Origin of the sequence: Sphingobacterium sp. 40-24, assembly GCF_001899705.1 — a bacterium.
In the GTDB taxonomy this organism is placed as follows: Bacteria; Bacteroidota; Bacteroidia; order Sphingobacteriales; family Sphingobacteriaceae; genus Sphingobacterium; species Sphingobacterium multivorum.
This window is the reverse complement of record NZ_MKWH01000009.1, coordinates 42,116-65,072: the sequence shown is the minus strand read 5'-3', so window position 1 is coordinate 65,072 and position 22,957 is coordinate 42,116. Positions and strand designations below refer to the sequence as shown.

19 protein-coding genes are annotated in these 22,957 nt (G+C 37.2%); 17 read left to right on the top strand and 2 right to left on the bottom strand.

Translation table 11 applies throughout. The features are described 5' to 3' along the window. Positions 1-7: 7 nt before the first annotated feature. The 10 genes from BGP15_RS03565 to BGP15_RS03520 all read left to right on the top strand — a co-directional run bounded on the left by BGP15_RS03565 (position 8) and on the right by BGP15_RS03520 (position 10,199). Positions 8-1,180 carry an EpsG family protein gene (locus BGP15_RS03565; RefSeq protein WP_286768717.1) on the top strand — a complete coding sequence of 391 codons (1,173 nt, stop codon included), beginning with the start codon at positions 8-10 and terminating at the stop codon, positions 1,178-1,180. 11 nt (positions 1,181-1,191) lie between these two features. Continuing rightward, a complete protein-coding gene (locus BGP15_RS03560) occupies positions 1,192-2,070 on the top strand; it encodes a hypothetical protein (protein WP_286768716.1) in 879 nt (292 codons plus the stop codon). Between the two features lie 23 nt (positions 2,071-2,093). Then, entirely contained in the window at positions 2,094-3,251 is a 1,158-nt protein-coding gene (locus BGP15_RS03555) for a glycosyltransferase family 4 protein (RefSeq protein WP_286768715.1), read from the top strand. Positions 3,252-3,268: 17 nt separating this feature from the next. Continuing rightward, on the top strand, positions 3,269-4,303 hold the full coding sequence (locus BGP15_RS03550; RefSeq protein ID WP_286768714.1) for a polysaccharide biosynthesis protein: 1,035 nt from the start codon (positions 3,269-3,271) through the stop codon (positions 4,301-4,303). 4 nt (positions 4,304-4,307) lie between these two features. Further along, positions 4,308-4,739 carry a WxcM-like domain-containing protein gene (locus BGP15_RS03545; RefSeq protein ID WP_286768713.1) on the top strand — a complete coding sequence of 144 codons (432 nt, stop codon included), beginning with the start codon at positions 4,308-4,310 and terminating at the stop codon, positions 4,737-4,739. 2 nt (positions 4,740-4,741) lie between these two features. Continuing rightward, a complete protein-coding gene (locus tag BGP15_RS03540; protein ID WP_286768712.1) occupies positions 4,742-5,857 on the top strand; it encodes a polysaccharide biosynthesis C-terminal domain-containing protein in 1,116 nt (371 codons plus the stop codon). 48 nt (positions 5,858-5,905) lie between these two features. Beyond that, positions 5,906-7,027: a non-hydrolyzing UDP-N-acetylglucosamine 2-epimerase gene (wecB, locus tag BGP15_RS03535; protein ID WP_286768711.1), complete on the top strand. Its 1,122-nt coding sequence runs from the start codon at positions 5,906-5,908 to the stop codon at positions 7,025-7,027. 96 nt (positions 7,028-7,123) lie between these two features. Then, positions 7,124-8,293, top strand: coding sequence for a glycosyltransferase family 4 protein (locus BGP15_RS03530; protein ID WP_286768710.1), 1,170 nt, complete (start codon positions 7,124-7,126; stop codon positions 8,291-8,293). Then, positions 8,293-9,210, top strand: coding sequence for an NAD-dependent epimerase/dehydratase family protein (locus tag BGP15_RS03525; protein WP_286768709.1), 918 nt, complete (start codon positions 8,293-8,295; stop codon positions 9,208-9,210). The genes BGP15_RS03530 and BGP15_RS03525 overlap by 1 nt, the downstream gene beginning before the upstream one ends. Positions 9,211-9,233: 23 nt before the next feature. Beyond that, complete coding sequence (locus BGP15_RS03520; protein ID WP_286768708.1) at positions 9,234-10,199, top strand: MraY family glycosyltransferase; 966 nt, start codon at positions 9,234-9,236, stop codon at positions 10,197-10,199. On the opposite strand, the gene BGP15_RS03515 is transcribed toward BGP15_RS03520, so the two are convergent. Further along, positions 10,196-11,296: a nucleotidyltransferase family protein gene (locus tag BGP15_RS03515; protein ID WP_286768707.1), complete on the bottom strand. Its 1,101-nt coding sequence runs from the start codon at positions 11,294-11,296 to the stop codon at positions 10,196-10,198. The two genes, BGP15_RS03520 and BGP15_RS03515, sit on opposite strands and share 4 nt — an antisense overlap. 394 nt (positions 11,297-11,690) lie before the next feature. Between BGP15_RS03515 and BGP15_RS03510 the strand changes: the two genes are divergently transcribed. The 7 genes from BGP15_RS03510 (at position 11,691) to BGP15_RS03480 (ending at position 21,207) form a co-directional block, all read left to right on the top strand. Further along, entirely contained in the window at positions 11,691-12,356 is a 666-nt protein-coding gene (locus tag BGP15_RS03510) for a polysaccharide biosynthesis/export family protein (RefSeq protein WP_286768706.1), read from the top strand. Between the two features lie 8 nt (positions 12,357-12,364). Continuing rightward, positions 12,365-14,764, top strand: coding sequence for a GumC family protein (locus BGP15_RS03505; protein WP_286768705.1), 2,400 nt, complete (start codon positions 12,365-12,367; stop codon positions 14,762-14,764). A gap of 212 nt (positions 14,765-14,976) precedes the next feature. Beyond that, complete coding sequence (locus BGP15_RS03500; protein WP_286768704.1) at positions 14,977-15,669, top strand: outer membrane beta-barrel protein; 693 nt, start codon at positions 14,977-14,979, stop codon at positions 15,667-15,669. 26 nt (positions 15,670-15,695) lie between these two features. Next, a complete protein-coding gene (gene porK, locus BGP15_RS03495; RefSeq protein WP_286768703.1) occupies positions 15,696-16,994 on the top strand; it encodes a T9SS ring complex lipoprotein PorK/GldK in 1,299 nt (432 codons plus the stop codon). 31 nt (positions 16,995-17,025) lie between these two features. Then, a complete protein-coding gene (porN, locus tag BGP15_RS03490; protein ID WP_286768702.1) occupies positions 17,026-18,042 on the top strand; it encodes a type IX secretion system ring subunit PorN/GldN in 1,017 nt (338 codons plus the stop codon). A 157-nt stretch (positions 18,043-18,199) separates the two neighbouring features. Beyond that, the gene (locus BGP15_RS03485; RefSeq protein ID WP_286768701.1) at positions 18,200-19,162 is read left to right on the top strand and encodes a nucleotidyltransferase family protein; all 963 of its coding nucleotides are present in this window, start codon (positions 18,200-18,202) and stop codon (positions 19,160-19,162) included. Positions 19,163-19,293: 131 nt separating this feature from the next. Beyond that, positions 19,294-21,207, top strand: coding sequence for a polysaccharide biosynthesis protein (locus BGP15_RS03480; protein ID WP_286768700.1), 1,914 nt, complete (start codon positions 19,294-19,296; stop codon positions 21,205-21,207). Positions 21,208-21,270: 63 nt separating this feature from the next. On the opposite strand, the gene BGP15_RS03475 is transcribed toward BGP15_RS03480, so the two are convergent. Further along, positions 21,271-22,953 (bottom strand): RagB/SusD family nutrient uptake outer membrane protein, encoded by a 1,683-nt coding sequence (locus tag BGP15_RS03475; RefSeq protein ID WP_286768699.1) that lies wholly within the window; start codon positions 22,951-22,953, stop codon positions 21,271-21,273. Positions 22,954-22,957: the final 4 nt, after the last annotated feature.

The window sequence follows — 22,957 nt, the reverse complement described above, 5'->3', positions numbered from 1 at the left end:
TATTATAATGATATATCTTTTTTTATCAATAGTCATTCTTACTTTAGTTGTAACTTATGATCTTAAAAAGCTCAAAGCAGGTCGTGATCTATGGTATTGGACTATTTTCATTTTTTTCGTTTGTGTTGCGGGTCTAAGATATAAAGTTGGAGGCGATTCATTAGAATATTATAATTCCTTTACTGGTCAGATTCCAACCTTAAATGATTTGAGTAGAGATCATTTTTTTTCTATTAGATATGAGCCCTTTTGGATAATACTTAATTCTGTTTGTAAAACTATTATTAACGATTTTGCACTTTTTCAATTTGTACACGCATTTTGGATAAATTTCGTTATTTTTAAATTTTTTAAAAATAATACCCAATTTAGATTTACTGCAATTTTGGTTTATTGGATGTTCTTCTATTTCTATTTTAATATGGAAATACTTAGAGAATCAATTGCTATTAGTCTTTTTTTAGTTGCATACCCTTATTTATCGAAAAAGAAATGGTTGAAATATTACATAATTGTAATATGTTCGGCAATGTTTCATACTTCTGCTATATTTTTACTTTTTCTACCTTTTTTTAGCAGTCAAGTTTTAAATCGAGTAACTTTAATACGCATCGCATTTGTTGTTGTGGGTACTGTGTTTTTATTGGGAGTAGTTCCAAGTATTGTGCCTGGGTCAGAACTTCAACAAAGGTTTGCAAGCTATCAGTTATTTACTCCAACATTTACCGGATTTACATATTATTCTCTCATATACTTCTTTGGCCCTCTTTATTTATATTTTAATTACATTAAATATAGGTCACCTGTGTTTGAAGAATTAGTCGTTGCATATTTTACAATTGCAGGAGTTGTATGCTATTTAACAGGCTTTGCTCGCCTTATAAATTATTTCACGCCATTTTTAGCAGTTTTTTTTACAAATTATGTTTTTCTAATTTATGAACTAAAAAAATATAAGCAAATAAGATCGTTAGTTATTGTTGGAGTTTTCTTAATCTCTTTTATACCTAAATATCTTTATTATTTTCAGGATACTTCTGACTTGGTTGCGAATACACATAAATATGATTTATGGTATCCCTATAATAGTATATTTGATAAGCAGGAAAATCAAATAAGAGAGCAATTGTTTTATAGATCGTTTAATAATAGCCGAGAGTATTTAAAAAATAAAAACTAAATATTATAATTATGAAGAGGAGAGTATTTAAGAATATAATTTTTTTTGTATGTCTTTTGTTAACAACTTTATGTTTTGGATTTTGGACAAATCCACATACCAAAGAATCTTCTGAGCTGAACGACTACAGTAATGATATAATTGGCAAGAATTTCGTTATTTATGACGGAATGATGTATAAAAAACCTGATTTAAGTAATTATGGGCTTAGGAAAATCAACGTTATTTACGAAGACAGTTTATTAGACAGAGGAGTTATTAATTATAAGAAATTAGATAGAGAAATTAACCGAGTTAAAAGCAACAATGCACCTATATGTTTGGATATTGAGAGCTGGGATCTAAGAGGTAAAAACTATAAACAAACAGGGCAAAAATATATTGAAGTATTAAACTATTTTAAAAAATGGCTTCCTGGCAGGAAAATTGGGTATTTTGGCATGCTACCTTATAGAGATCTTTACCTTTATAATTATAAGTCTGTTGGAAATAACATAAAAAAAAATAATTATTTGGACCAATGGCAAACTATGAATAGCAATTTGAGATTTATTACGAAGTATCAAAATTTAGCGTTTCCTTCATTTTATACTCGCAACAAAAATATGGATTTGTGGACATGGGCTGCTAGTCAACAAATTAAAAAATTGAAAGAAATTGATCCTAATGTTCCTGTTTATGGCTTCGTTTGGCCTCAATACTGGAATAAGGAGTTTATGTCTGCTGAGGATTGGGCGTATCAGCTGGAAACTCTTTACAAAATATGTGATGGCATAGTAATTTGGAGCCCGCCATTTAATATAGATAATAGAAAAGCTATTCAATGGGATAGTCAAAGGGAATGGTGGAAAGAAACATTAAAGTTTATTAAGCGTCATAACATAAGTTAATTGACATTCGCAAATACATTTTTATGAATATACTAATAGACGCTTCGAATATTATATCAGGAGGTGGAGTATCACATTTAATGGAGCTTTTACAAGCTACTGATTTGAATACACTACAATCCAACGGTATAAGAAAAGTGTATGTAGTGGGAATTTCTAATACACTCAATAAACTACCTAATACCAATTGGTTGCAAAAGATTCCAATGAGCGGGAGTGAGAAAAACTTTATAACCCGCTTCATTTGGAAAAAGCGAAATTTTAGTAAACTCTTTACGGAATTAGGAATAGACATCATATTTAATCCTGGAGGAAGCTATTTTGGTGGCAATTTACCTTATGTGACAATGTGTAGAAATATGCTCGTTTTTGAAACAGAAGAAGCAAATAGATTTGGTTATACGCTTTATCGGCTGAAGTTCTTTCTTTTAAGAATGTTTCAATCTATTTCGATGAAGCGCGCTTTGGGCATTATTTTTATATCGAAATATGCGCATGATTATATTTCAAAATACTATCCAAAAATTCAGCTTAGAAGTTGGACTGTAATTAATCACGGAGTTTCAAATAGGTTTAGAGATAATGTTCGCGAGCAGTTTGCTATTGAAGAATATTCGAATGAAAGGCCATTTAGAGTATTATATGTTTCCATTTTAGATGTTTATAAACATCATGATAAAATTGCAAAGGCAATAGTTAAGCTACAAATAAAAGATTCTTTCCGAATTGAATTTGTTGTAGTAGGGGGTAAAGCCGGTGGTTATGGAAAATTTGAAGAAATACGATCCAAGCATCCCGATATTATAAAATATCTTGGAAAAATACCTTTTGAAGAAATTCAAACGAAATATAAAGAAGCTGATTTATTCGTGTTTGGTTCAACTTGTGAAAACATGCCAAATATTTTAATTGAAGCTATGTCCAGTGGAATTCCAATATGCTGTAGTCAAAAGCAACCTATGCCAGAATTTTTGCAAGAAGGTGGGCTTTACTTTGATGTGGAAAATCCTGATTCGATCTATCAATGTTTGAAAAAGGCAATTACAAATAGAGATTTGAGAAAAAATTTGGCTGATGTATCAAGTTCTTTGTCAAAAGGATATTCTTGGCAGAGATGTTCGAAAGAGACATTTGAGTATATATCAAATTGTTACAACAAGCACATCAATGAGCTTAATTAATAGAAATTATTGTTATAATGAAGATAAAAGATAAAGTATTATTAATTACTGGAGGAACAGGCTCCTTCGGGACCGCGGTTTTGAATAGGTTTTTAAAAACAGATCATTTTAAAGAAATTCGTATTTTCTCTCGAGATGAAAAGAAGCAAGATGACATGCGGAACCTTTATAAAAATGATAAAATTAAGTATTATATAGGGGATGTAAGGGATTATACATCCGTTGAGCCGGCTACACGAGGTGTTGATTATATTTTCCATGCAGCGGCACTAAAGCAAGTCCCATCATGTGAGTTTTTCCCAATGCAAGCAGTTAAAACGAACGTTGAAGGTACCCAAAATGTGATTCGTGCAGCATCCTCCAATGGAGTGAAAAAAGTAATCTGCCTAAGTACAGATAAAGCAGCCTATCCAATTAATGCCATGGGTATCTCCAAGGCAATGATGGAGAAAGTAGCCGTAGCTGAGGCTCGTAATTTGACGGATACCGTTGTATGTTTAACACGCTACGGGAATGTAATGGCCTCTAGAGGCTCTGTAATTCCTTTATTCCTAAATCAGATCCAAAAGGGAGAGCCTATTACCATTACAGATCCAAATATGTCTCGTTTCTTTATGTCTCTTGAAGATGCCGTAGATTTAGTCTTATTTGCATTTGAACATGCTAATCCTGGTGACTTATTTGTAAACAAAGCTCCTGCTGGCTCCATTGGTGATTTGGCTAAGGCTTTAATCGAATTGACGGGTAAGGAGGTTCCAATTAAAATTATAGGTACTCGCCACGGAGAAAAGCTTTACGAAACGCTTTGTACACGTGAAGAGATGCTTAAAGCTGAAGATATGGGAGATTTTTATCGTGTACCAGCCGACAATCGTGATTTAAATTATGCAAAGTACTTCTCTGAAGGGGAGGAAGATGTCTCTAAAATCGAGGATTATCACTCTCATAATACCGAGCAGCAAGGAGTTGAAGGGCTGAAAGCTCTGGTTTCGAAGCTTCCTTTGATCCGGAAAGAAGTATTTGGTGAAAACGTCATGCAATATCCGTATTAAGATTATGATAGATTTTATTCAGGGAGGAATAGCTAAGGATCACCGCGGTCAGATCCGATTTGTCAATGACTTTGACATGTCTCAGGTAAAGCGTTTCTATATTATTAAAAATACCGACCTTGAGCTCATCCGTGGATGGCGAGCCCACCGTATGGAGCAACGCTGGTTTTATGTGTTGTCAGGTAAGTTTTCAGTGGATGTTGTTCAAATAGATGACTGGAGCCAAGCTTCGCCTGATCTTTCAGTAGAAAAGATCATACTTGATAATACAGAGAATAGAGTGCTGCATTTGTCGGCAGGTTACGGAACTGCGTTTCAAGCTTTGGAACCAGAATCGGAGTTATTAGTTTTTGCAGATTATGGCATTGAAAATGCTAAAAATGACGACTATACATATCCGCTAGATTATTTTATAAATAGAAAGAACTTTTTTTAAATATGAAAATCGGGATAACTGGCCAAAATGGATTTGTAGGCCGCCATTTGTATAATACAGTTGGATTGCTTGACACAGAATTTGAGCGGATAGAGTTTGATAAAAAATTCTTTGAAAGCGATGCTGAGCTGGACAGATTTGTAGCGCAATGTGATGTGATTGTTCATTTAGCAGCGATGAATAGACATGAAAGCGAACAGGTAATCTATGAAACCAATGTGGGTTTGGTAAACAAATTGGTGGGGGCATTGGAAAGAACAGGATCTAAGGCGCATGTATTGATTTCATCTTCTACACAAGAAGAACGCGATAATCTCTATGGACGTTCTAAACGAGAGGGACGTGAGGCTCTAATGTCTTGGGCAGAAAAAAATGGTGGTAAATTGACAGGATTATTGATTCCAAATGTATTTGGCTCTTTCGGGAAACCTTTTTATAACTCGTTTATAGCAACATTCTGTTATCAATTGACACATGGAGAAACGCCTACTATCGCTACTGATGGTCAGGTAGGTTTGATCTATGTCCAAGAGCTGGTGGATTTTATTCTTGAGCAAATTCGTAAAGGGGAGCACAAGCCTATATGTATTGTTAAGCCAACATCCACAAAGAAGGTTTCTGAAGTATTAGAACTTCTTGAAAGTTATAGAAATTTATATCTGGAAAGAGGTGAAATTCCCACATTGAATGATCGCTTTGAACTCAACTTATTCAATACATATAGATCTTTCATGGATCATCGCGCGATGTATCCGCGTAAATTTCAGTTACATACAGATCCCAGAGGAACATTTGTCGAAATTATTCGAATGGGTATAGGCGGCCAATCTTCTTACTCCACAACAGTACCCGGAATTACACGAGGGAACCATTTCCATACACGTAAAATAGAGCGTTTTGCTGTAATACAGGGAAAGGCACGCATTCAGCTACGTAAAATGGACAGTGATGAGGTAATGGATTTTTACCTTGACGGAACTGAACCTTCCTATGTGGATATGCCAATTTGGTATACGCATAATATAACAAATATCGGTGATGAAGAACTGATTACCATGTTCTGGATTAATGAACCTTATGATCCGGCAGATCCAGATACTTATTTTTTAGAGGTATAATTAAATTAAAGCTATCGAGCTAAATCAAATATGAAAAAATTAAAAGTAATGACGGTCGTTGGTACACGACCAGAGATTATTAGACTTTCAAGAGTATTGGCGGCATTGGACGCTTCAGATGCGGTAGATCACATTATCGTACATACAGGGCAAAACTATGATTACGAATTAAACCAGATCTTCTTTGAGGACTTGGGACTACGTAAACCGGACTATTTCTTGGAGGCTGCTGGGAAAACAGCAACTGAAACCGTTGGTAATATCTTGATCAAAATAGATCCTTTGTTGGAAGAAATACAACCAGATGCTTTTTTGGTATTGGGAGATACAAATTCTTGTTTATGTGCAATTCCTGCTAAGAAACGTCATATTCCTATTTTCCATATGGAAGCAGGTAATCGTTGCTTCGATCAAAGGGTCCCTGAAGAGACTAATCGGAAAATTGTTGATCACACGGCAGATGTGAATTTAACCTATTCAGACATAGCGAGGGAATATTTATTGCGTGAAGGTTTACCTGCAGATCGTATCATAAAAACGGGGTCTCCAATGTATGAAGTGTTAAACCACTATTTGCCAGAGATTGAAGCATCAGATGTATTGAACACATTAGGTTTGGAAGAGCGCAAGTTTTTTGTTGTATCCTCACATCGAGAAGAAAATATTAACAGCGAACGCAATTTTAGAGGTTTAATGGAATCATTGAATACAATTGCAGAACAATATAGCTATCCAGTAATTGTTTCAACTCATCCGCGTACCCGCAATATGCTTGATAAAATGCAAATTGAAATGCGCCCTGAGATACAATTCTTAAAGCCTTTGGGATTTCATGATTATAATGCTTTGCAGATGCGCTCTTATGCTGTATTATCGGATTCAGGTACAATTTCAGAAGAATCTTCAATTTTGAATTTCCGCGCATTGAATATTCGTCAAGCCCATGAGAGACCAGAAGCAATGGAGGAAGCATCGGTTATGATGGTCGGATTGTCTCCAGAGCGTGTACTACAAGGACTAACTCAAGTTTTGAGACAAGAAGTTGGAGAGCGACGTAATTTCCGTCAAGTAGCGGACTATTCAATGCCAAATGTATCCGAAAAGATGGTTCGTATTATACTTTCGTATACTGATTACGTTAGAAGGGTAGTTTGGTCTGAGCAGATTTAATTTAAGATGATGAGGAGATCTCCTAAAATATTGATCCATAGCATAGTCTTTAGTCCAGATGGTGTCTCTACTGCCTATCTATACAATGATATTGCTTTGGCTTTCAAACAAAAAGGTTATGAAGTGGTCGTTTTGACGACCACTCCGCACTATAATGTTCTTGAGGAAGAACTGGCAAAGCAGCCAATGACGAAAAAGCTCGGTGGACTATATTACACCAGTTCATTTAAAGGCATTAAAGTTATCCATATTCCTCAGAAAAAGTTTGGATCTACCGCATTACGTATTTTGGGGTTTGTTTACTGGCATATCCTATCGCTCATATTGGGCTTGGCTCAAAAAAATATTTCAGTTATTTTATCTCCTTCGCCACCATTGACGATTGGATTAATAAACTTAGTGATTGGCAAGGTGAAGGGCGCTAAGGCTGTTTATAATGTACAAGAAATCTATCCTGACTTTTTGATTGAACAAGGGGGGCTAAAGTCAGGAACAATTATTTCTATTTTAAAGTGGTTGGAAAGGTTTGTATACAATAATTCTGACGCAGTGACTACAATTGATCAAATTTTCTATGATACAATTGTAGATAGGTTTAATGATCGGAAAAAACTACATATTATACCTAATTTCGTAGACACAACCTTATATCGGCCGCTTTCTGAGGAAGAGGTTATACTTGACAATAATTCCTTTAAAGTTAGTGATACATTAAAAGTGATGTATGCGGGCAATATTGGTCATGCGCAAGATTGGGAACCTCTATTGAGCGCGGCAATTTTTTTAAAAGATGAGCCTGTAGAATTTTATATAATTGGAGAGGGGGTTATGAAAGATCATGTCATTGAACAGAAAAGAGCTAATGGCCTTAATAAAGTTCATATTCTTCCTTATCAACCGAGAGAAAGCATGCCTCATCTATTAGCTTTTGCGGATCTGCAATTTATATTTATGTCCAAGGAAATGGAGGGCCATGGCTTTCCTTCTAAAGTGTACACGATTATGGCTTGTGCAAAACCTTTAATAGTCTGTTCTGGAGAAAAAACGCCGATTATAAATTTCTTAAAAGAGCAACACTGTGCAAAATTGATAACCACAAGGGATTTTTCGGAGAAGGTGAATGAAATTGTTCTTTTTCTTAAAAATAGTTCTAAAGAAAGTTTGCAAACTTTAGGAAAATCAGGCTATGAAGAAATTAAGAAGAAATATTCGAAGGAAGTAGTTACCGCAGATTATGTTGGATTGATTGATAAAATACTAAACTGATGTCTATAATAATTACTGGAGCAACTGGTTTTGTTGGTCAGAACCTAATGAGCTATTTGAATAGTCATAACATTTCTACACAAGCATTGTCTTTAAGGGACTCGACTTGGACGAATAGTTTCCCGAAGGGAGGTGATGCATTAATTCACTTGGCAGGAAAAGCACATGATACAACAAATACTTCAGATGAAGAGGAGTACTTTAAAATTAATTACAATCTAACGCTAATCTTATTTGATGAGTTTTTAAAATCCGATATAAAAGATTTCTTTTATTTTTCTTCTGTAAAAGCGGTCGCAGATACGGTAAATGGTTGTTTGGATGAGATCGTCGAAGGCCAGCCTGCTACTGCATATGGCAAATCAAAATTAAAAGCGGAGCAGTATCTTCTAAGCCAAACGCTGCCGAATGAAAAGCGATTGTTTATTATTCGTCCATGTATGATACATGGGCCAGGCAATAAGGGCAATTTGAACTTGTTGTATAATGTTGTCCGAAAAGGCATTCCTTGGCCTTTAGCTGAGTTCGACAATCAACGCTCTTTTTTAAGTATAGATAATCTAAGTTATCTCATAACTCAAATGCTTTTAAAGCGGGAGCTTCCATCAGGAATATACAATTTTTCTGATGATCAAACATTATCAACAAATGAATTAGTGGAGACAATTTCCCATACATTGGGGAAAAAGACGAGGTTGTGGCATATTCCTGCTGGATTGATCCGGACCTGCGTAAAAATAGGAGATATGCTGCCATTGCCTTTGAATTCTGAACGTTTAAAGAAGCTTACAGAATCTTATGCGGTATCTAATGATAAGATTAAGATGGCTTTGGGAATCGAACAATTACCGTTAACAACACGAGAAGGGTTAGCAATAACCATTCGTTCGTTTCAAAATAGATCGCATATAAAATAAATACTTATATATTTTTTGTAAATATGATATATTTAATTATCCTAGTAGTTTTGTTTGTCTTGGAGCTTTTATATTTTAAGGTTGCAGACCGTTTCAATATAATAGACAAGCCCAATGAACGATCATCGCATTCTTCTATTACATTAAGAGGGGGCGGAATAATTTTCTATTTTGGAGCGCTGATCTACTTCGCGACCTCAGGATTTCAATACCCTTGGTTTTTCTTGGGATTAACATTGATGACGTTAATCTCTTTTTTGGATGATATTTTTACTTTGTCCAACAAAGTAAGGCTTCTGGTACACTTTTCGTCGGTGTTATTAATGACCTATCAATTAGATTTGTTTGATATGCCTTGGTATTATTTGTTATTGGGCTTTGTATTTGTTGTTGGGGTGATTAATGCTTACAATTTCATGGACGGGATTAACGGGATAACTGCATGTTACAGTCTCGCGGTAGCAATATTATTATTAATAGTCAATCAGAGTATAGTTTTTATCGGGCAGGATTTGTTGGTGTTTACGATTCTTGCTGTCCTTGTATTTGGTTTTTTTAATTTCAGAACGAAAGCAAAATGTTTTGCTGGCGATGTCGGTTCTGTCGCAATCGCTTATATTTTGTTATTTGCATTGGGTGCTTTAATTTTATCTACGGGGAATCTCATTTATATACTTTTTCTAGCAGTTTATGGAATAGATGCGGTTTGGACAATTATTCGCCGCTTGTATCTTAAAGAGAATATTTTCGAAGCACATCGTTCACATTTATATCAATTTCTGGGTAATGAAGCAGGTATAAATAAATTGCTGGTCTCCTTTTTATATGGTTTAATACAATTTATAATCGGCTTATTAGTCATCCAATTTGCCGATAAAGACATGACAACTCAACTCTTATTTTCTTTCGGAGTTATAATAGTATTAAGCGTAATTTATTTAATACTTAAAACACACATTATCAATAAATATGTAGTAAAGGCATCTTAATCCTTATCCTTTCCTAGAAATCTAGAATAGGTTTGAACTATCGGGAAAAAGAATGCTTCTTGGGGGGCAAATTTTACATATTGTTTGAAATTTGCCCACAGGCGATATACACCATCTGGTTGTGCTGAAAGCGCTGTGATCTTCCCATCTTCAAATCTCTCATCATGAAATCCAAAATTACCAGAATACCATATTTCATCCATCATCCAATCGAATTTTAGATCTGTAGGATATGGGAAAGGCAATGAGGAAATGGGTAGCCCTAAATAGTTTACTAATATGGCATGAAGAACATGGGCCCATTTGATAACACCCATGCGCTCATAGATTGCTTTTAATTCTTTTGAATCAAGTTGATTGACTGTTTTGTAGTATACACAAGCAGAGTCACAAAGCTGTCTTAAACCGATTCCAAAAGCTAACTGATGCTTGAGTATATGGATATTTATTTGGAATATCTGCAGTTCTGGCGCTAATAATTTAATTGGAGTATTGTTGATTAGTAAAATTTGCTGATTATTTCTATATTTCTTTTGGAGCTTATTTAGATAGGAAGCTTTAAAGGGGTTTTGGATATCGAACAATTTTTTATGATGTTCAATGTGCACGTTCTCCCAATCATAGTCCAAACTAAAGCCGGCAAGATCTTGGACTGCTATTTTTTTTTCTTTAACTATTTTCCTAGCAATTGCGTAGCCATTGTTTTCAAAATACCAGTCTATGTCGCCGCTCATTCGATGAAGAGGATTCCTATAGCATGCAGCTACGCCTTGTCCTTTTTGGAGTATAGGGTTTAATCCATATTTGGTAAAATAGTTATACTGAGATACTAGTACTTTGTTCATTTGTTGATTATAGCGTTGTATTTTGTCAACGCGAACGGTCCATTTAAGACGGAGTGAATATGGAGGAAGTTGTTCTTCTGTTAAAAAGGAAAAACTATCATAAATTATACCTTCTACGGTGTGATTCACAGCATATCGATGAATTTGGTCCCAGTCTTTTTCATTCAAGGATTTCGGAAAATCCAAAATGCCTTCTCCCCATAATCCAATACGTAATAATTGTAAAAAAATATCTCTAAATTGATCTTTCATTTTAAATATGTTAAATCAAATATAATAAATATAACGTAGTCTAGTTTAGGTGAAAAGAGAAGCAATCATTAAAAAAATAAAGGACAGTTGTTAAATGCAAAAGCTTATCGATCTTTTACTGAAGTTTTATTTTTTTGATTATTTTAGGCATAAATATTGCTAGCATGAGGCAGTTGTTAAATTAAGGTGATTATATCACTGTTTTATGTGGAGTGTGAATAAAAAAATATACTTTTGTCAAGAGTTTAACAAATCAATTTATAATTTAAAATAGCACATGCGATTAGTTTCAAAGTATAGTTCAACATTCGGACTGTTTATTTTAGTCTTAGTGATATTTAGTTCTTGTGGATCACGTAAGAATATGGTATATTTTCAGCAAGATTCCACGCAGATGAATACGCTGTATGAACAACATATACCAAAGATTCAGCCTAATGACATTTTAACAATCGTGGTTACCGCCTCTGATCCAAAGGTGACAGCACCGTTTAACCCTCTTAGTACGATGATGTCCACAAACCTTACTCAGCAGACTGACTTAGCTCTCCGTCCCACATATACTGTCAATGAAAATGGAAACATTTCATTCCCAATTCTTGGGGAAGTACATCTCGCTGGTCTGACTAGGACTGAAGCTATTGAAAAGTTACGAAGTGATTTAGGTGAATATATTAAGGATCCTGGAGTTAATATAAACTTCAATAATTTCAGGATTTCAGTCCTAGGGGAAGTTGCTCGCCCGGGATCGTTTATTATGCCTACCGAAAGAGTTACAGTTTTGGAAGCTTTGGGAATGGCAGGCGATCTAACTATTAGAGGTGTAAGAGAGAATGTTTTGTTAATTCGCGAGATTGATGGACAAAAAACAATGCACAGATTGGATCTTACTCAACAGAAGACATTAAATTCGCCCTATTATTATTTAGTTCAAAATGATGTCATTTATGTTGAGCCAAATAAAGCACAAATCAATAATTCTAAATTAGGCAGTAATACCAATGTAATTATTTCTATTGCTGGACTGCTAATTACTGTAATTTCAGTATTGACTCGTTAATAAAATTCATGGAACAGAAATCTACACAATTTAATGATATTCAAGAAGGAGAAATCAATTTAAGACAACTTTTTGAGCAGTATGCTTTTTACTGGAAGTGGTTTATACTTTCTATAATAATTACATTGGGAATTGCTATCGTTTATCTAAGATATGCACAAAAAAGCTATAGTACAACAGCAAAAATCTTATTAAAAGATGAGAAAAGTGCCTCTGCAGGCGAGCTTGCTGGAATTGCTGAGTTATCTAATAGTTTAGGAATTGGGGGTACGAGAGCAGCGTTCGTTACTGACCAAATAGAAGTGCTTTCTTCCAGAAGATTGATGCGAAAGGTGGTCGACCAAAATCATTTAGATATAATATATTCGCTTAAGGGTAATATTCGTTCCACAGAGCTACTAGAAAAAGATATGCCATTTATTTTGGTTCCGCAGAATAATAAAGACACTACTAAAATCTCGCTGCAAGTTAGTACAAAAGATAGAAATCAATTGCAAGTAACTAATTTGGTTTCAGGAAAGAAGATTATCACGGGTTTTGATAAAGTTGTAAATGTTGGTAATAGTAACGTTATTTTTCGGAGAACAGAAGGTCGGCCTACTGCAAGTGATATTAATTATTTAATTGATATTATTCCTAAAGATTGGGCTATTGACTTTAATTTAAACAATATTGTTATTTCTCCTAGCAAAGAAATGCAATCTTACATTGTAAATTTCTCAATGGTTTCTAATAATAGGAAAAAAGCAGAATTAATCTTGAATACCCTAATCGACGTTTATAATGCCGACTTAACAAATGATAAATTGCGTACTACTAGAGCCACATCTGATTTTATTAATAAACGTTTGATGTTAATCTCTAAGGATCTTTCTGGGGCAGATGAAGAGGCTGCTGAGTTTAAATCAGCGAATTCTATGGTAGATATGGTAACTGAAGCTGGAGTTTTTTTAAACACCGCTTCGGATAATGATAAGAAAGTTTTGGAGTATCGTACGCAATTGCAGTTGGTTGATCATATGAACGATTATTTGAAAAGTCAAGAAGTTGGGAAACTTCTCCCCTCAAATATTGGGTTACAAGATGCTTCCATTGCAAGTGCTATCGAATCTTATAATAAGTTGGTTTTGGAGCGAGATGATTTACTAAAATCTGCCTCTGATCAGAATCCAACTGTTGTAGCGTTAAATGGAAACATTGCGGAAAGTAGCAATAATATCCGTCAATCGCTCCAAAATTACCAGCGAGTGACCAAATTAGCGTTGAATAGTATTCAACAGAAATCTAATGAGATTAAAGGTCGTATTAGCTCGATTCCAAGCCAGGAACAGGGCTTTAAAAAGATTTCAAGGCAACAGCAAATAGTCGAGTCACTTTACTTATTATTGCTACAGAAAAGAGAGGAAAGCGAAGTTCGAGCAGCCGCTACTCCAGATAACCTAAAGATTATTGATGCTGCTTATGGAAGCGGTATACCAGTCGCCCCAAAAAAATCAACCATTTTAATTGGGGCATTATTATTAGGATTTTTAATTCCTTTTATAATTCTTTATTTGAAATTCTTACTTGATAATAAAATTCATTCTCGTAAAGATATTGAAGACATTGTCAAGATACCTGTTTTGGGAGAGATACCTACAGCTGAAGACACGATTGTACATTTAAATGACCGTTCTTCTCTAGCAGAAGCATTTCGCATTTTACGTACTAATATGAGCTTTATGTTTGGCGCTGACAATAAGGACGCTTCTAAAGTCATTTTCGTTACCTCGACGATATCTGGGGAAGGAAAATCATTTGTTACTACCAATCTAGCTCAGATTTTATCCATGTCGGGTAAAAAAGTTGTATTGATTGGGGCTGATATACGTAGTCCAAAAGTTTTGGACTATCTTGGATTATCACATTTACAGCACACAAATGTGGGTATCACACAATTCTTGATAAATCCTGATATGGATGTAAATAACATCATCATCAAAAAGCCAGGTAATTATGATTTTGATGTGATCTATTCCGGGTATATTGCACCAAATCCAGCTGAATTGCTGATGAATGGACATTTCGATGATGTAATCAAATATACACGTGAACACTATGATTATATTTTGGTGGATACAGCGCCAGTGAGTTTAGTAACAGATACTTTATTAATTGCACATAATGCTGACTTAACATTGTATGTATCTCGTGTTAATTATCTTGATAAGCGTTTATTGCAAGTACCACGCGAACTATATGTGGACGGCAAATTAAAAAACCTTGCTTCTGTTGTAAATGATGTTGACTTTGCTCGTGGTTATGGTTATGGCTATGGTTACGGCTATGGTTATGGCGATAAAGGAAAGAAGAAAACAGGATTAGCTAAGGTATGGCAAGATCTTAAAGATCGGCTAAATATAAAATAAAGCTTCGATAATCCAGATTTTGGCCTTATTGTTGTGTAATCCCAAATCGATACTTCGGTTTGGGATTTTTAATTTATAATAATTAACAAAATCAACCGTTTTTGAATGATATACAACTAATCAGTACAAAATTAAAGCATGCACGTAAACGTTATTTGTAGCTCGAAATGACTCATGATATTTCAAACACAAGCTCTTTAAATATTTTATCTATGAAAAAACAATATCTATACACGCTTTTTGTGACCCTCTTGCTAACAATAGGTTCTGTATCGGCCCAGTTTTCGCGTCCTATTAGTGTCGGAGCTGGCGCAGGTGCAACAATCAATCTAACAGATTTGGGAAATGTAGAACCGAAATTCGCTTTTTATGGTGAGGCCGACTATCTGATCACACCATATATCTCCGTAGGACTGCATGGTGAAAAAGGGACTTTGGCTGGAAATGGTTATGATAGTGATTTTAAGAACCGTTATTTTGCAGGAAATGTCAATGGAAAAGTCCGTTTAGGGCAGTTTTTGGGAAATGCCGATAATTATAGCTATTATACTTTGGAAGCAAATACCTTTTCTCGTATTCTTTCTAATGTTTATATTGGTGCTGGTGCTGGATTAGTAAAAAATCGTATTTCTAGGAATATCTCAACATACTATGCTAATTATTTGGAATCTGTCGGCGGTGAAATTTCAAAAGATAACGGCGAGATTCATTTTGTGCTTCCTTTAAATGTAGGCTTTGATATTCCATTTGGTAGAACCCTATATGGACCGCAGTGGGCAATTAATGTAAACTATCAGCATACATTGACATTCAATGATAATCTGGATGGCATCATCAATAATAATAACGACCAATACGGCTTTATTTCAGTAGGTGTAAAATATGGATTATTTAACCGTAAATAAGCAAAACAAAATTTTAATAAAACGAAATGATGAATATACTAAAAAGGTTCTATGGCAATCGCTTACTTGGGCTTCTTTCGCTGACTATTTTAATTGGTTTTGCTGCCTGTAAGTCTAATTCTGCAATGTATAAAGCCCCAAAGGTAAATGCCTTTCGAGGCGGAAAATTACCAGCGCCCCCGGGGATGGTTTATATTCCCTCCGGTACTATTCTTTTTAAAGGTTCTTTAGATAGTGGCAACGTAGGGAAAAATGTGAGTGTAAGCGCCTTCTTTATTGATGAAGCCGAAGTCACTAATAAACAATATCGCGAATTTGTAAACTGGGTTGCTGATTCAGTTGCTATAACGGACTATCTAAACGATGATCAATACTTTTTGGAGATTGCTGGAGAACAGGTAGGCCAGAAGCGTATCAATTGGGCCAAGGTGAAAAAGATATCGCCAATATGGAAAAGCAATGATCCAAGTATTCAGGAGCGCCTAGCACCTATGCTTGAAATGCACGGAAATAGACGTGCACTAAATCCTGAAGTAATTAAATATCGTTTCTCTTACCTACAGTCTAAAGGTAACATAAAGAAGAAATATGTGACGGATACAGTTGCTGTAATGCCTGTGGAAGATATATGGACAAAAGATTTTCCGAATGCTCAGCTCGCGTCTCTAGATGCGAATTATTTTACACATCCGTCTTTTGACTATTACCCTGTCGTGGGTGTCACCTGGAGACAGGCACGTGCCTTTACCGATTGGCGTGCAAACGAGATGGCCGCCACCGTACTGAAGAATTCTTATTTAAACGGTTACCAGTTGAGTCTAAGCTTGCCGACAGAAGCGCAATGGCAATATGCTGCTTCGGGCAAATTGGATCCACAGGATACGATCGCAGGATCACGGATGACAATTGATGGAATAGAAGGTAAGAAAAAATTAGCTGTCAACTTTAAACAAGGGGAAGGAACCTATTCACGTGACGGTGCCACATTCACACTCCCCGTAAAATCATATATGCCAAATGCTTTTGGTGTTTATAATATGGCGGGTAATGTGTCTGAATGGACATTGGATGCCTATAGCCCTTCAGCCGTCGTATTTGTCAACGACTTAAATCCGGCCTTATTGTATGACGCGGATGCGAAAGATGGTGACGCTCTGAAACGTAAAGTTGTACGTGGCGGATCTTGGAAAGATAATGGAGAGCAGTTAAATAGCGAAACACGTAATTACTCAGTAGACTATGAACCGCATTCTTACATCGGTTTCCGTTGTGTCATGTCTGCGTTTGAGATGCCGACAGTACAGAGTAAAACACGTAAGTATTAATCCGCTGTTGTAAAACTTAAAATTGATAAGGATGAAAACAAAAATAGTATTGATAGCGGCGATGACTTTTGGAGTTGGTTCATTGTTTGCTCAACAAGAAACAACAATAGATACGGTGCCCAAAAATCAGAACATTTTAAATAATGTCAATTCAACTTCTCCTGTAGCATCAGGAGAAATTATTCAGGACACAATTCCATTGACCGATGGATTTTATCAGGCAAATAATATGGAAGACGCTGTTCCTTTTGCTTATCCTGAAGTCAATAAGAAAAATATACGTTTTTACAAACGTGTATGGCGCGATATTGATCTGAAAGATGAAAAGAATAATATCCTTGCTATTCCAGGGAACTCCCTGATTGAAGTTATAATGAAGGCAATTGAAAAAGGAAAACTTTCCCTATACAGTCCGGATGATGATTCTTTTAAAGGCCGGCTGAGTTCTCAAGAGGGGATGGCTAGATTTGCGGATAGCGTACTTGTGCCAATTTTTGATGGTGAAGGCAATCAGATTGATTCCAAAATGGCACTGAATGAGTTTGACCCTGCGCGCGTGACCAAATTTAGAATTAAAGAAGATATCTTTTTTGATAAGCAGCGGAGCCGGCTAGAAACGCGGATTATCGGTGTAGCTCCGCTAATGAATATTACGACTTCCGCGGAGCTTGCGGAATCTGTCGGTGCGACACCTGCATTCTGGTTGTATTTCCCACAGTTGCGATATAGTCTTATCCAAGTGGATATTTCTGATCCCGATAAGGGGCTTTATGACATGACCATGGATGATTTTTTTGTGCAAAACAAATTTGCGAGTACCATCGTGCGTGAATCTTCTCCGGGTATGTTGCAGAACCTCAAAGAAACGGAAAATGGTGGACAGCAGTTAGACGGAAAAAAAGTGGAAGAGAAACTTGATGCCTATAAGAAAAAATTATGGAGTAATCCAAAAGGGGTAAGAGCCGAAGAATTGGAAGGGAATCAGTCCAGTGACAGTAAAACTTCACAGAGCCAAAACCAGCAAAAGGAAACGAAACAGAAATTGTAAAACGATATAATTCGTTTTGTACGAAGCGAGCTTTTCTATAAATCGAAAAGCTCGCTTTTGTTTAATAATTCATTATTTAATAATGTGGAAATTATGAAACTGGTACCAATATTGCTATTGGTTGCGAGCGCAGGATAAAAATCACATTTAGATAGAAATGAAGAACAGCATTGAAAATATACAAAAGCCCATTCTAGTTATTTTGGCCGCAGGTATGGCGAGCCGTTATGGATCGGCTAAGCAGGTGGAAAGCTTTGGACCATTTGGTGAAAAAATAATTGATTACTCGATTTATGACGCCATTCGTGCTGGATTCGGAAAGATTGTTTTTGTCATCCGGGAAGAATTTCTCGAAATCATGAAATCAAATGTTGGTTCTAAACTTCCTGAATCGGTCGAAGTTGCCTATGCTTATCAGGATTTAGATCTGAAAAAATTTGGAATCGATAGAATAATTGAACGCCAAAAACCATGGGGTACCGGTCATGCCGTAATGAGTGCTGAGCATGAAGTGGATAGACCATTTTGTGTGATCAATGCGGACGATTTCTATGGCTATGATGCTTTTCAAAAGATGGCTGATTTTCTAACCCAAAGAGCGGATGATCAAGAGATGGCGCTGGTCGGTTTTGAAGTCGGTAATACCCTTTCCGACTTTGGCTATGTCTCGCGTGGAGTATGTGAAGTGAATGGAACAAATCATTTGCAGAGTGTGACCGAACGAACCAACATTTACCGAAAAGACCAGGATATTGTCTACGAGCAGGGTGAAAAAGAAACTGTGCTGTCTGGAGAAACTCGGGTGTCCATGAATTTCTGGGGATTTACACCCAAAATATTTGAGATTGCCCGAAGCTTGTTTCCTGATTTTGTGGAGAAAAACCATGAGAATCCCAAATCCGAGTTCTTTATTCCTGATTTACCGGATTATATGGTCAAGCAAGGGATAGCCAATTTTTCGGTGCTACCAACCAATGCGAAATGGTTCGGTGTAACCTATAAAGAGGATAAGGAAGAGGTGCAGCACAATATTCACCGATTAATAAAGGAAGGTCATTATCCGCAACGATTATGGCCCGAGAAAAAGGTCGTTAATGAAAATATCTATTTAGATTTTTAAAACGTAATATTTTTAATCGATACGGTAAAAGTTCTCCTGTATTGCGGGTGAACTTTTACGTATTTATACCATTTAATTTTGGTACATTTGCACTGACTTAAACTATCGAAGGGAATTTTAATATATTTTAAATGAGTAATTTATGGAGGGAAGGTTTGTCCATCAACAAGCCTCGGTGGGTCATTCTGCTGTTGGATATGATCATAGTTATTTTAGCTTTTTCGGTCAGTTATATACTCATTTTTAAACACAGGGGCGGGGTTGAGGTCAATGCCTTGCGTTTGCAGCTCATATTGGTATCTACCATTTATCTAATCTGTTTTATTTCGCTGGGAACATTTAAAGGTGTTATTCATAAAACCGGAATCCGTGAATTGCAACGTATGGCATTAGCGGTCGTAATGGCTTATTTTTTGTCGGTCATTATATGTAAAATATTGGAATGGACACAACCTTCATTCTTGCATGCCGCATTTCCTTTCTCCGATACACAGCTTCTTTTTCATGCATTGATTGTGGGTTTTGGGATGACTTTTAGCCGCGTACTTTACAGAGCATTGTATCATGAGCTTATGTGGGGCGGAAAAGATAACCGAATCCCTGTGATTCTTTTCGGGGCGGGAAATATGGGCAATACAACCTTCCACTTTATCCATACGACTTCGCGCAACAAATACCGTATTGTAGCGATTATGGATGATAATCCGCATCGTATTGGTAATCGAATTCAAGGCTTTAGAATCCATGATATTAATAAATTGAATAAAGAATTTGTCGACAGGCACGGAAATGCTGCAGAGCTAATAGTAGCAGTCGATAATAGGTCTCCCGAGCGATTAAGCAAGGTCTTTAAGTTGGCCGAACCAATTCCTTTAATCGTCAAAATTATTCCAGATACGGCTCGCCTGATGGCGGGGGAGGTGGCGACCCGACAAATACGTAGTTTACGGATAGAGGATCTGCTGGGACGTAAAGCAATTGACCTGGACAATCCTGCTATTGCTGCAGAGATGAAGGGACAGATCGTACTGGTGACGGGGGGAGCAGGTTCTATCGGCGGTGAACTGGTGCGCCAGCTCGCGCATACGGATTTAAAGCAGCTTATTGTGGTAGACCAAGCGGAATCTTCTTTGTATGATATTCAACAGGAGTTGAGCACATCTGTAAATTTTGGACGTTGTGTATTTATAGTGGGTAATGTCCGGGATCCTCTCTTTATGGATACACTGTTTCAGTTCTACAGACCGACATATGTCTTTCATGCGGCTGCTTATAAACATGTGCCTTTGATGGAAGCCAATCCATACGAATCTATTTTAACAAATGTATGGGGTTCGTATAATGTTGCTTTGCTGGCCGATAAATATAATGTAGCTAAATTTGTCATGGTCTCCACGGATAAGGCAGTGAATCCCACCAATGTCATGGGGGCTACCAAACGTGTAGCGGAGATTGCTATATCTACGGTTAACATAAAATCCAAGACCAATTTTATCGTCACGCGTTTTGGCAATGTATTGGGGTCCAATGGTTCAGTGATTCCTTTATTTGAAAAACAAATGCTCAAAGGTGGACCGCTGACAATTACCGATCCGAATATCACCCGTTATTTTATGACCATACCCGAAGCCTGCCAATTGGTACAGGAAGCTGCAGTGATGGGTAAAGGCGGTGAAATATTTGTCTTCGATATGGGCGAACCCGTTAAGATTATGGATCTCGCCAAACAGATGATCCGCTTAAAAGGCTACAATTACCCCGAAGATATTGATATTAAAGTCGTCGGTCTCCGACCCGGTGAAAAGATATTTGAAGAGCTTCTGGCGAATGGGGAGAATACCGAAAAGACGTATCATGAGAAGATTATGATTGCAAAGGTCAACACTCCAGACCTGGCATTGCAAAAAGCGCGAATTGAGCAACTTTGTGCACTCGCCAAGACTGCTGATCCTAATGATGATAAAATGAAATTAGTGCAACTGGTGAAAGATATCGTACCTGAATTCCGCTCTCAGAATTCTGTCTTTATAGCATTGGACAAGTAATTCTAATACAGAAAAAGCCAGCCTGCGAGAGCAATCGCAGGCTGGCTTTTTTTATTATCAATTTTAATATCCCGGATTTTGTGCCAGGCTGCTGTTACCAGCAATAGCCTGATTGGGTACTGGAAAACGATTTAGATGTGCGGAGGTACTTGGATTATGATCCCACCACTTTTCTGTCGTGAAAGCTTTCCATCGGATCAGATCCGTACGTCGCCGACCTTCCCCTAAAAACTCAATACTCCATTCATCCAAAATACGGTACTTGTCCATATTGGCAGCAGTCACAGGATTGGGATCGGCTGAATTGATAAAGTTTCTTTTTCGAACAGCATTGAATAGTTCCGTAGCCTTTTCCTTGTTTCCTAATCTGAAATCACATTCGGCAAGCATATAGTAAACCTCTGCCAATCGGATAATCGGCATATCAGCTCCCCAGCGTAAGGTATTATTGGCGAGATTCGGGATGGGTACCTTCACCAGGCGTAACCCTGTGTTTTCCTCGCCTTCGGACATTTTAGAAGGTAGCTGGTCGATGGAACTGTATTTTTTCCCTGGCCCAACTTCTGAAAAGCGACCGACCTGGTCGACAAAGTTCAGGGGCTTGTCCTTGTATTCTTCACCGCCAAGAATGGCGTCGCCGCTCGGTGTTTTATGGGGCCCAACGATAAACATACCTTCATATTGGTCCGAGCCACGGTAAACGTAGGGTGCTTTGCGTAGATCGCCTTGGTCGAAGGTTTCAAAAGGTGAACCTAATTTGAAGTCAGCGGTATAAAGTGAGCCGTTGGGTTTCTTCGACGGCGTCAGGTGGGCTCCATTATTGCCGCCCATGTCCTGTGCAAAGAACTGTTTCGTGTTGTAATGATAGAAGTCGGCATAAAACCAGTTGTACTCCAGCATCTTGAATTCGGATGGCATAGACCAGATAATTTCGGGCGATTCATTGTTTTTAAACCCATGGACTCCGTTCCATTTGGTATCTAGGTTATAGTCACCATAAACCTTATTGACAATGTCCTGTGCCAATTTTTGGCTCTCAGCATACATCGCTTTGCCGATATAGGCCTCTGCATTGAAGTAGAGCTGTGCCAGCATGGCTGCCGCCGCAGCTTTTCGAATTGCGCCTTCTTCCTTGTCGCCGGCCTTCTTTGCCGGAAGATTTTCAATAGCAGCTTTAAGCAGCTTTTCGATATGGGCAAAAAGTTCCTGATCGCTATTGCGCGGTAGGGACTCTTGGTCTAGGGATTCGAAAATAGGCATCCCGCCAAAATAATCTAATCCACGTAGATAAAAGTAGGCGATCAAGGCGTCCAATTGAGCAAGATCTGCTGCTTTCCGCTCGTCGCTCAAGGCAAATTTGCCGTAGTCCAATTTGCTGAGGTCGCTTTTTGTATCCAGTGCGAGGGCAACCCCCATCAGGGTTCCGCGCCAGCTTCCCCAAATCCAGTTGTCATCCGCCGTCCAACGGTGGTAATGATAGCGCTCATTCTCGCCACCGTTATACCAGTGGCGTCCCTTGGTGGTAATGGCAAAATTGTCTGCCGTATATTCCTGAAGGCGCCAACGGTCTTCGCCCACATACCACTTGGCATGGGTAAATGGTCTAAACAAGGCCGCCTTGATATCTTTCTCGCTTTTGAAAAAGGTGTCCGGCGTGACCGAACTATAAAATTCCTGATCCAATTTGGTGCATCCTGAGAGCAATAATGCTACGGATAATGTTGCTATGGAAATGTATTTTTTCATGTTT

Bases quoted from the DNA above. Each gene is read 5' to 3' on its own strand.
- BGP15_RS03565 (WP_286768717.1), top strand. From the start codon at position 8: ATGATATATCTTTTTTTATCAATAGTCATTCTTACTTTAGTTGTAACT.
- BGP15_RS03560 (WP_286768716.1), top strand. From the start codon at position 1,192: ATGAAGAGGAGAGTATTTAAGAATATAATTTTTTTTGTATGTCTTTTG.
- BGP15_RS03555 (WP_286768715.1), top strand. From the start codon at position 2,094: ATGAATATACTAATAGACGCTTCGAATATTATATCAGGAGGTGGAGTA.
- BGP15_RS03550 (WP_286768714.1), top strand. From the start codon at position 3,269: ATGAAGATAAAAGATAAAGTATTATTAATTACTGGAGGAACAGGCTCC.
- BGP15_RS03545 (WP_286768713.1), top strand. From the start codon at position 4,308: ATGATAGATTTTATTCAGGGAGGAATAGCTAAGGATCACCGCGGTCAG.
- BGP15_RS03540 (WP_286768712.1), top strand. From the start codon at position 4,742: ATGAAAATCGGGATAACTGGCCAAAATGGATTTGTAGGCCGCCATTTG.
- wecB (WP_286768711.1), top strand. From the start codon at position 5,906: ATGACGGTCGTTGGTACACGACCAGAGATTATTAGACTTTCAAGAGTA.
- BGP15_RS03525 (WP_286768709.1), top strand. From the start codon at position 8,293: ATGTCTATAATAATTACTGGAGCAACTGGTTTTGTTGGTCAGAACCTA.
- BGP15_RS03520 (WP_286768708.1), top strand. From the start codon at position 9,234: ATGATATATTTAATTATCCTAGTAGTTTTGTTTGTCTTGGAGCTTTTA.
- BGP15_RS03515 (WP_286768707.1), bottom strand. From the start codon at position 11,296: ATGAAAGATCAATTTAGAGATATTTTTTTACAATTATTACGTATTGGA.
- BGP15_RS03510 (WP_286768706.1), top strand. From the start codon at position 11,691: ATGAATACGCTGTATGAACAACATATACCAAAGATTCAGCCTAATGAC.
- BGP15_RS03505 (WP_286768705.1), top strand. From the start codon at position 12,365: ATGGAACAGAAATCTACACAATTTAATGATATTCAAGAAGGAGAAATC.
- BGP15_RS03500 (WP_286768704.1), top strand. From the start codon at position 14,977: ATGAAAAAACAATATCTATACACGCTTTTTGTGACCCTCTTGCTAACA.
- porK (WP_286768703.1), top strand. From the start codon at position 15,696: ATGATGAATATACTAAAAAGGTTCTATGGCAATCGCTTACTTGGGCTT.
- porN (WP_286768702.1), top strand. From the start codon at position 17,026: ATGAAAACAAAAATAGTATTGATAGCGGCGATGACTTTTGGAGTTGGT.
- BGP15_RS03485 (WP_286768701.1), top strand. From the start codon at position 18,200: ATGAAGAACAGCATTGAAAATATACAAAAGCCCATTCTAGTTATTTTG.
- BGP15_RS03480 (WP_286768700.1), top strand. From the start codon at position 19,294: ATGAGTAATTTATGGAGGGAAGGTTTGTCCATCAACAAGCCTCGGTGG.
- BGP15_RS03475 (WP_286768699.1), bottom strand. From the start codon at position 22,953: ATGAAAAAATACATTTCCATAGCAACATTATCCGTAGCATTATTGCTC.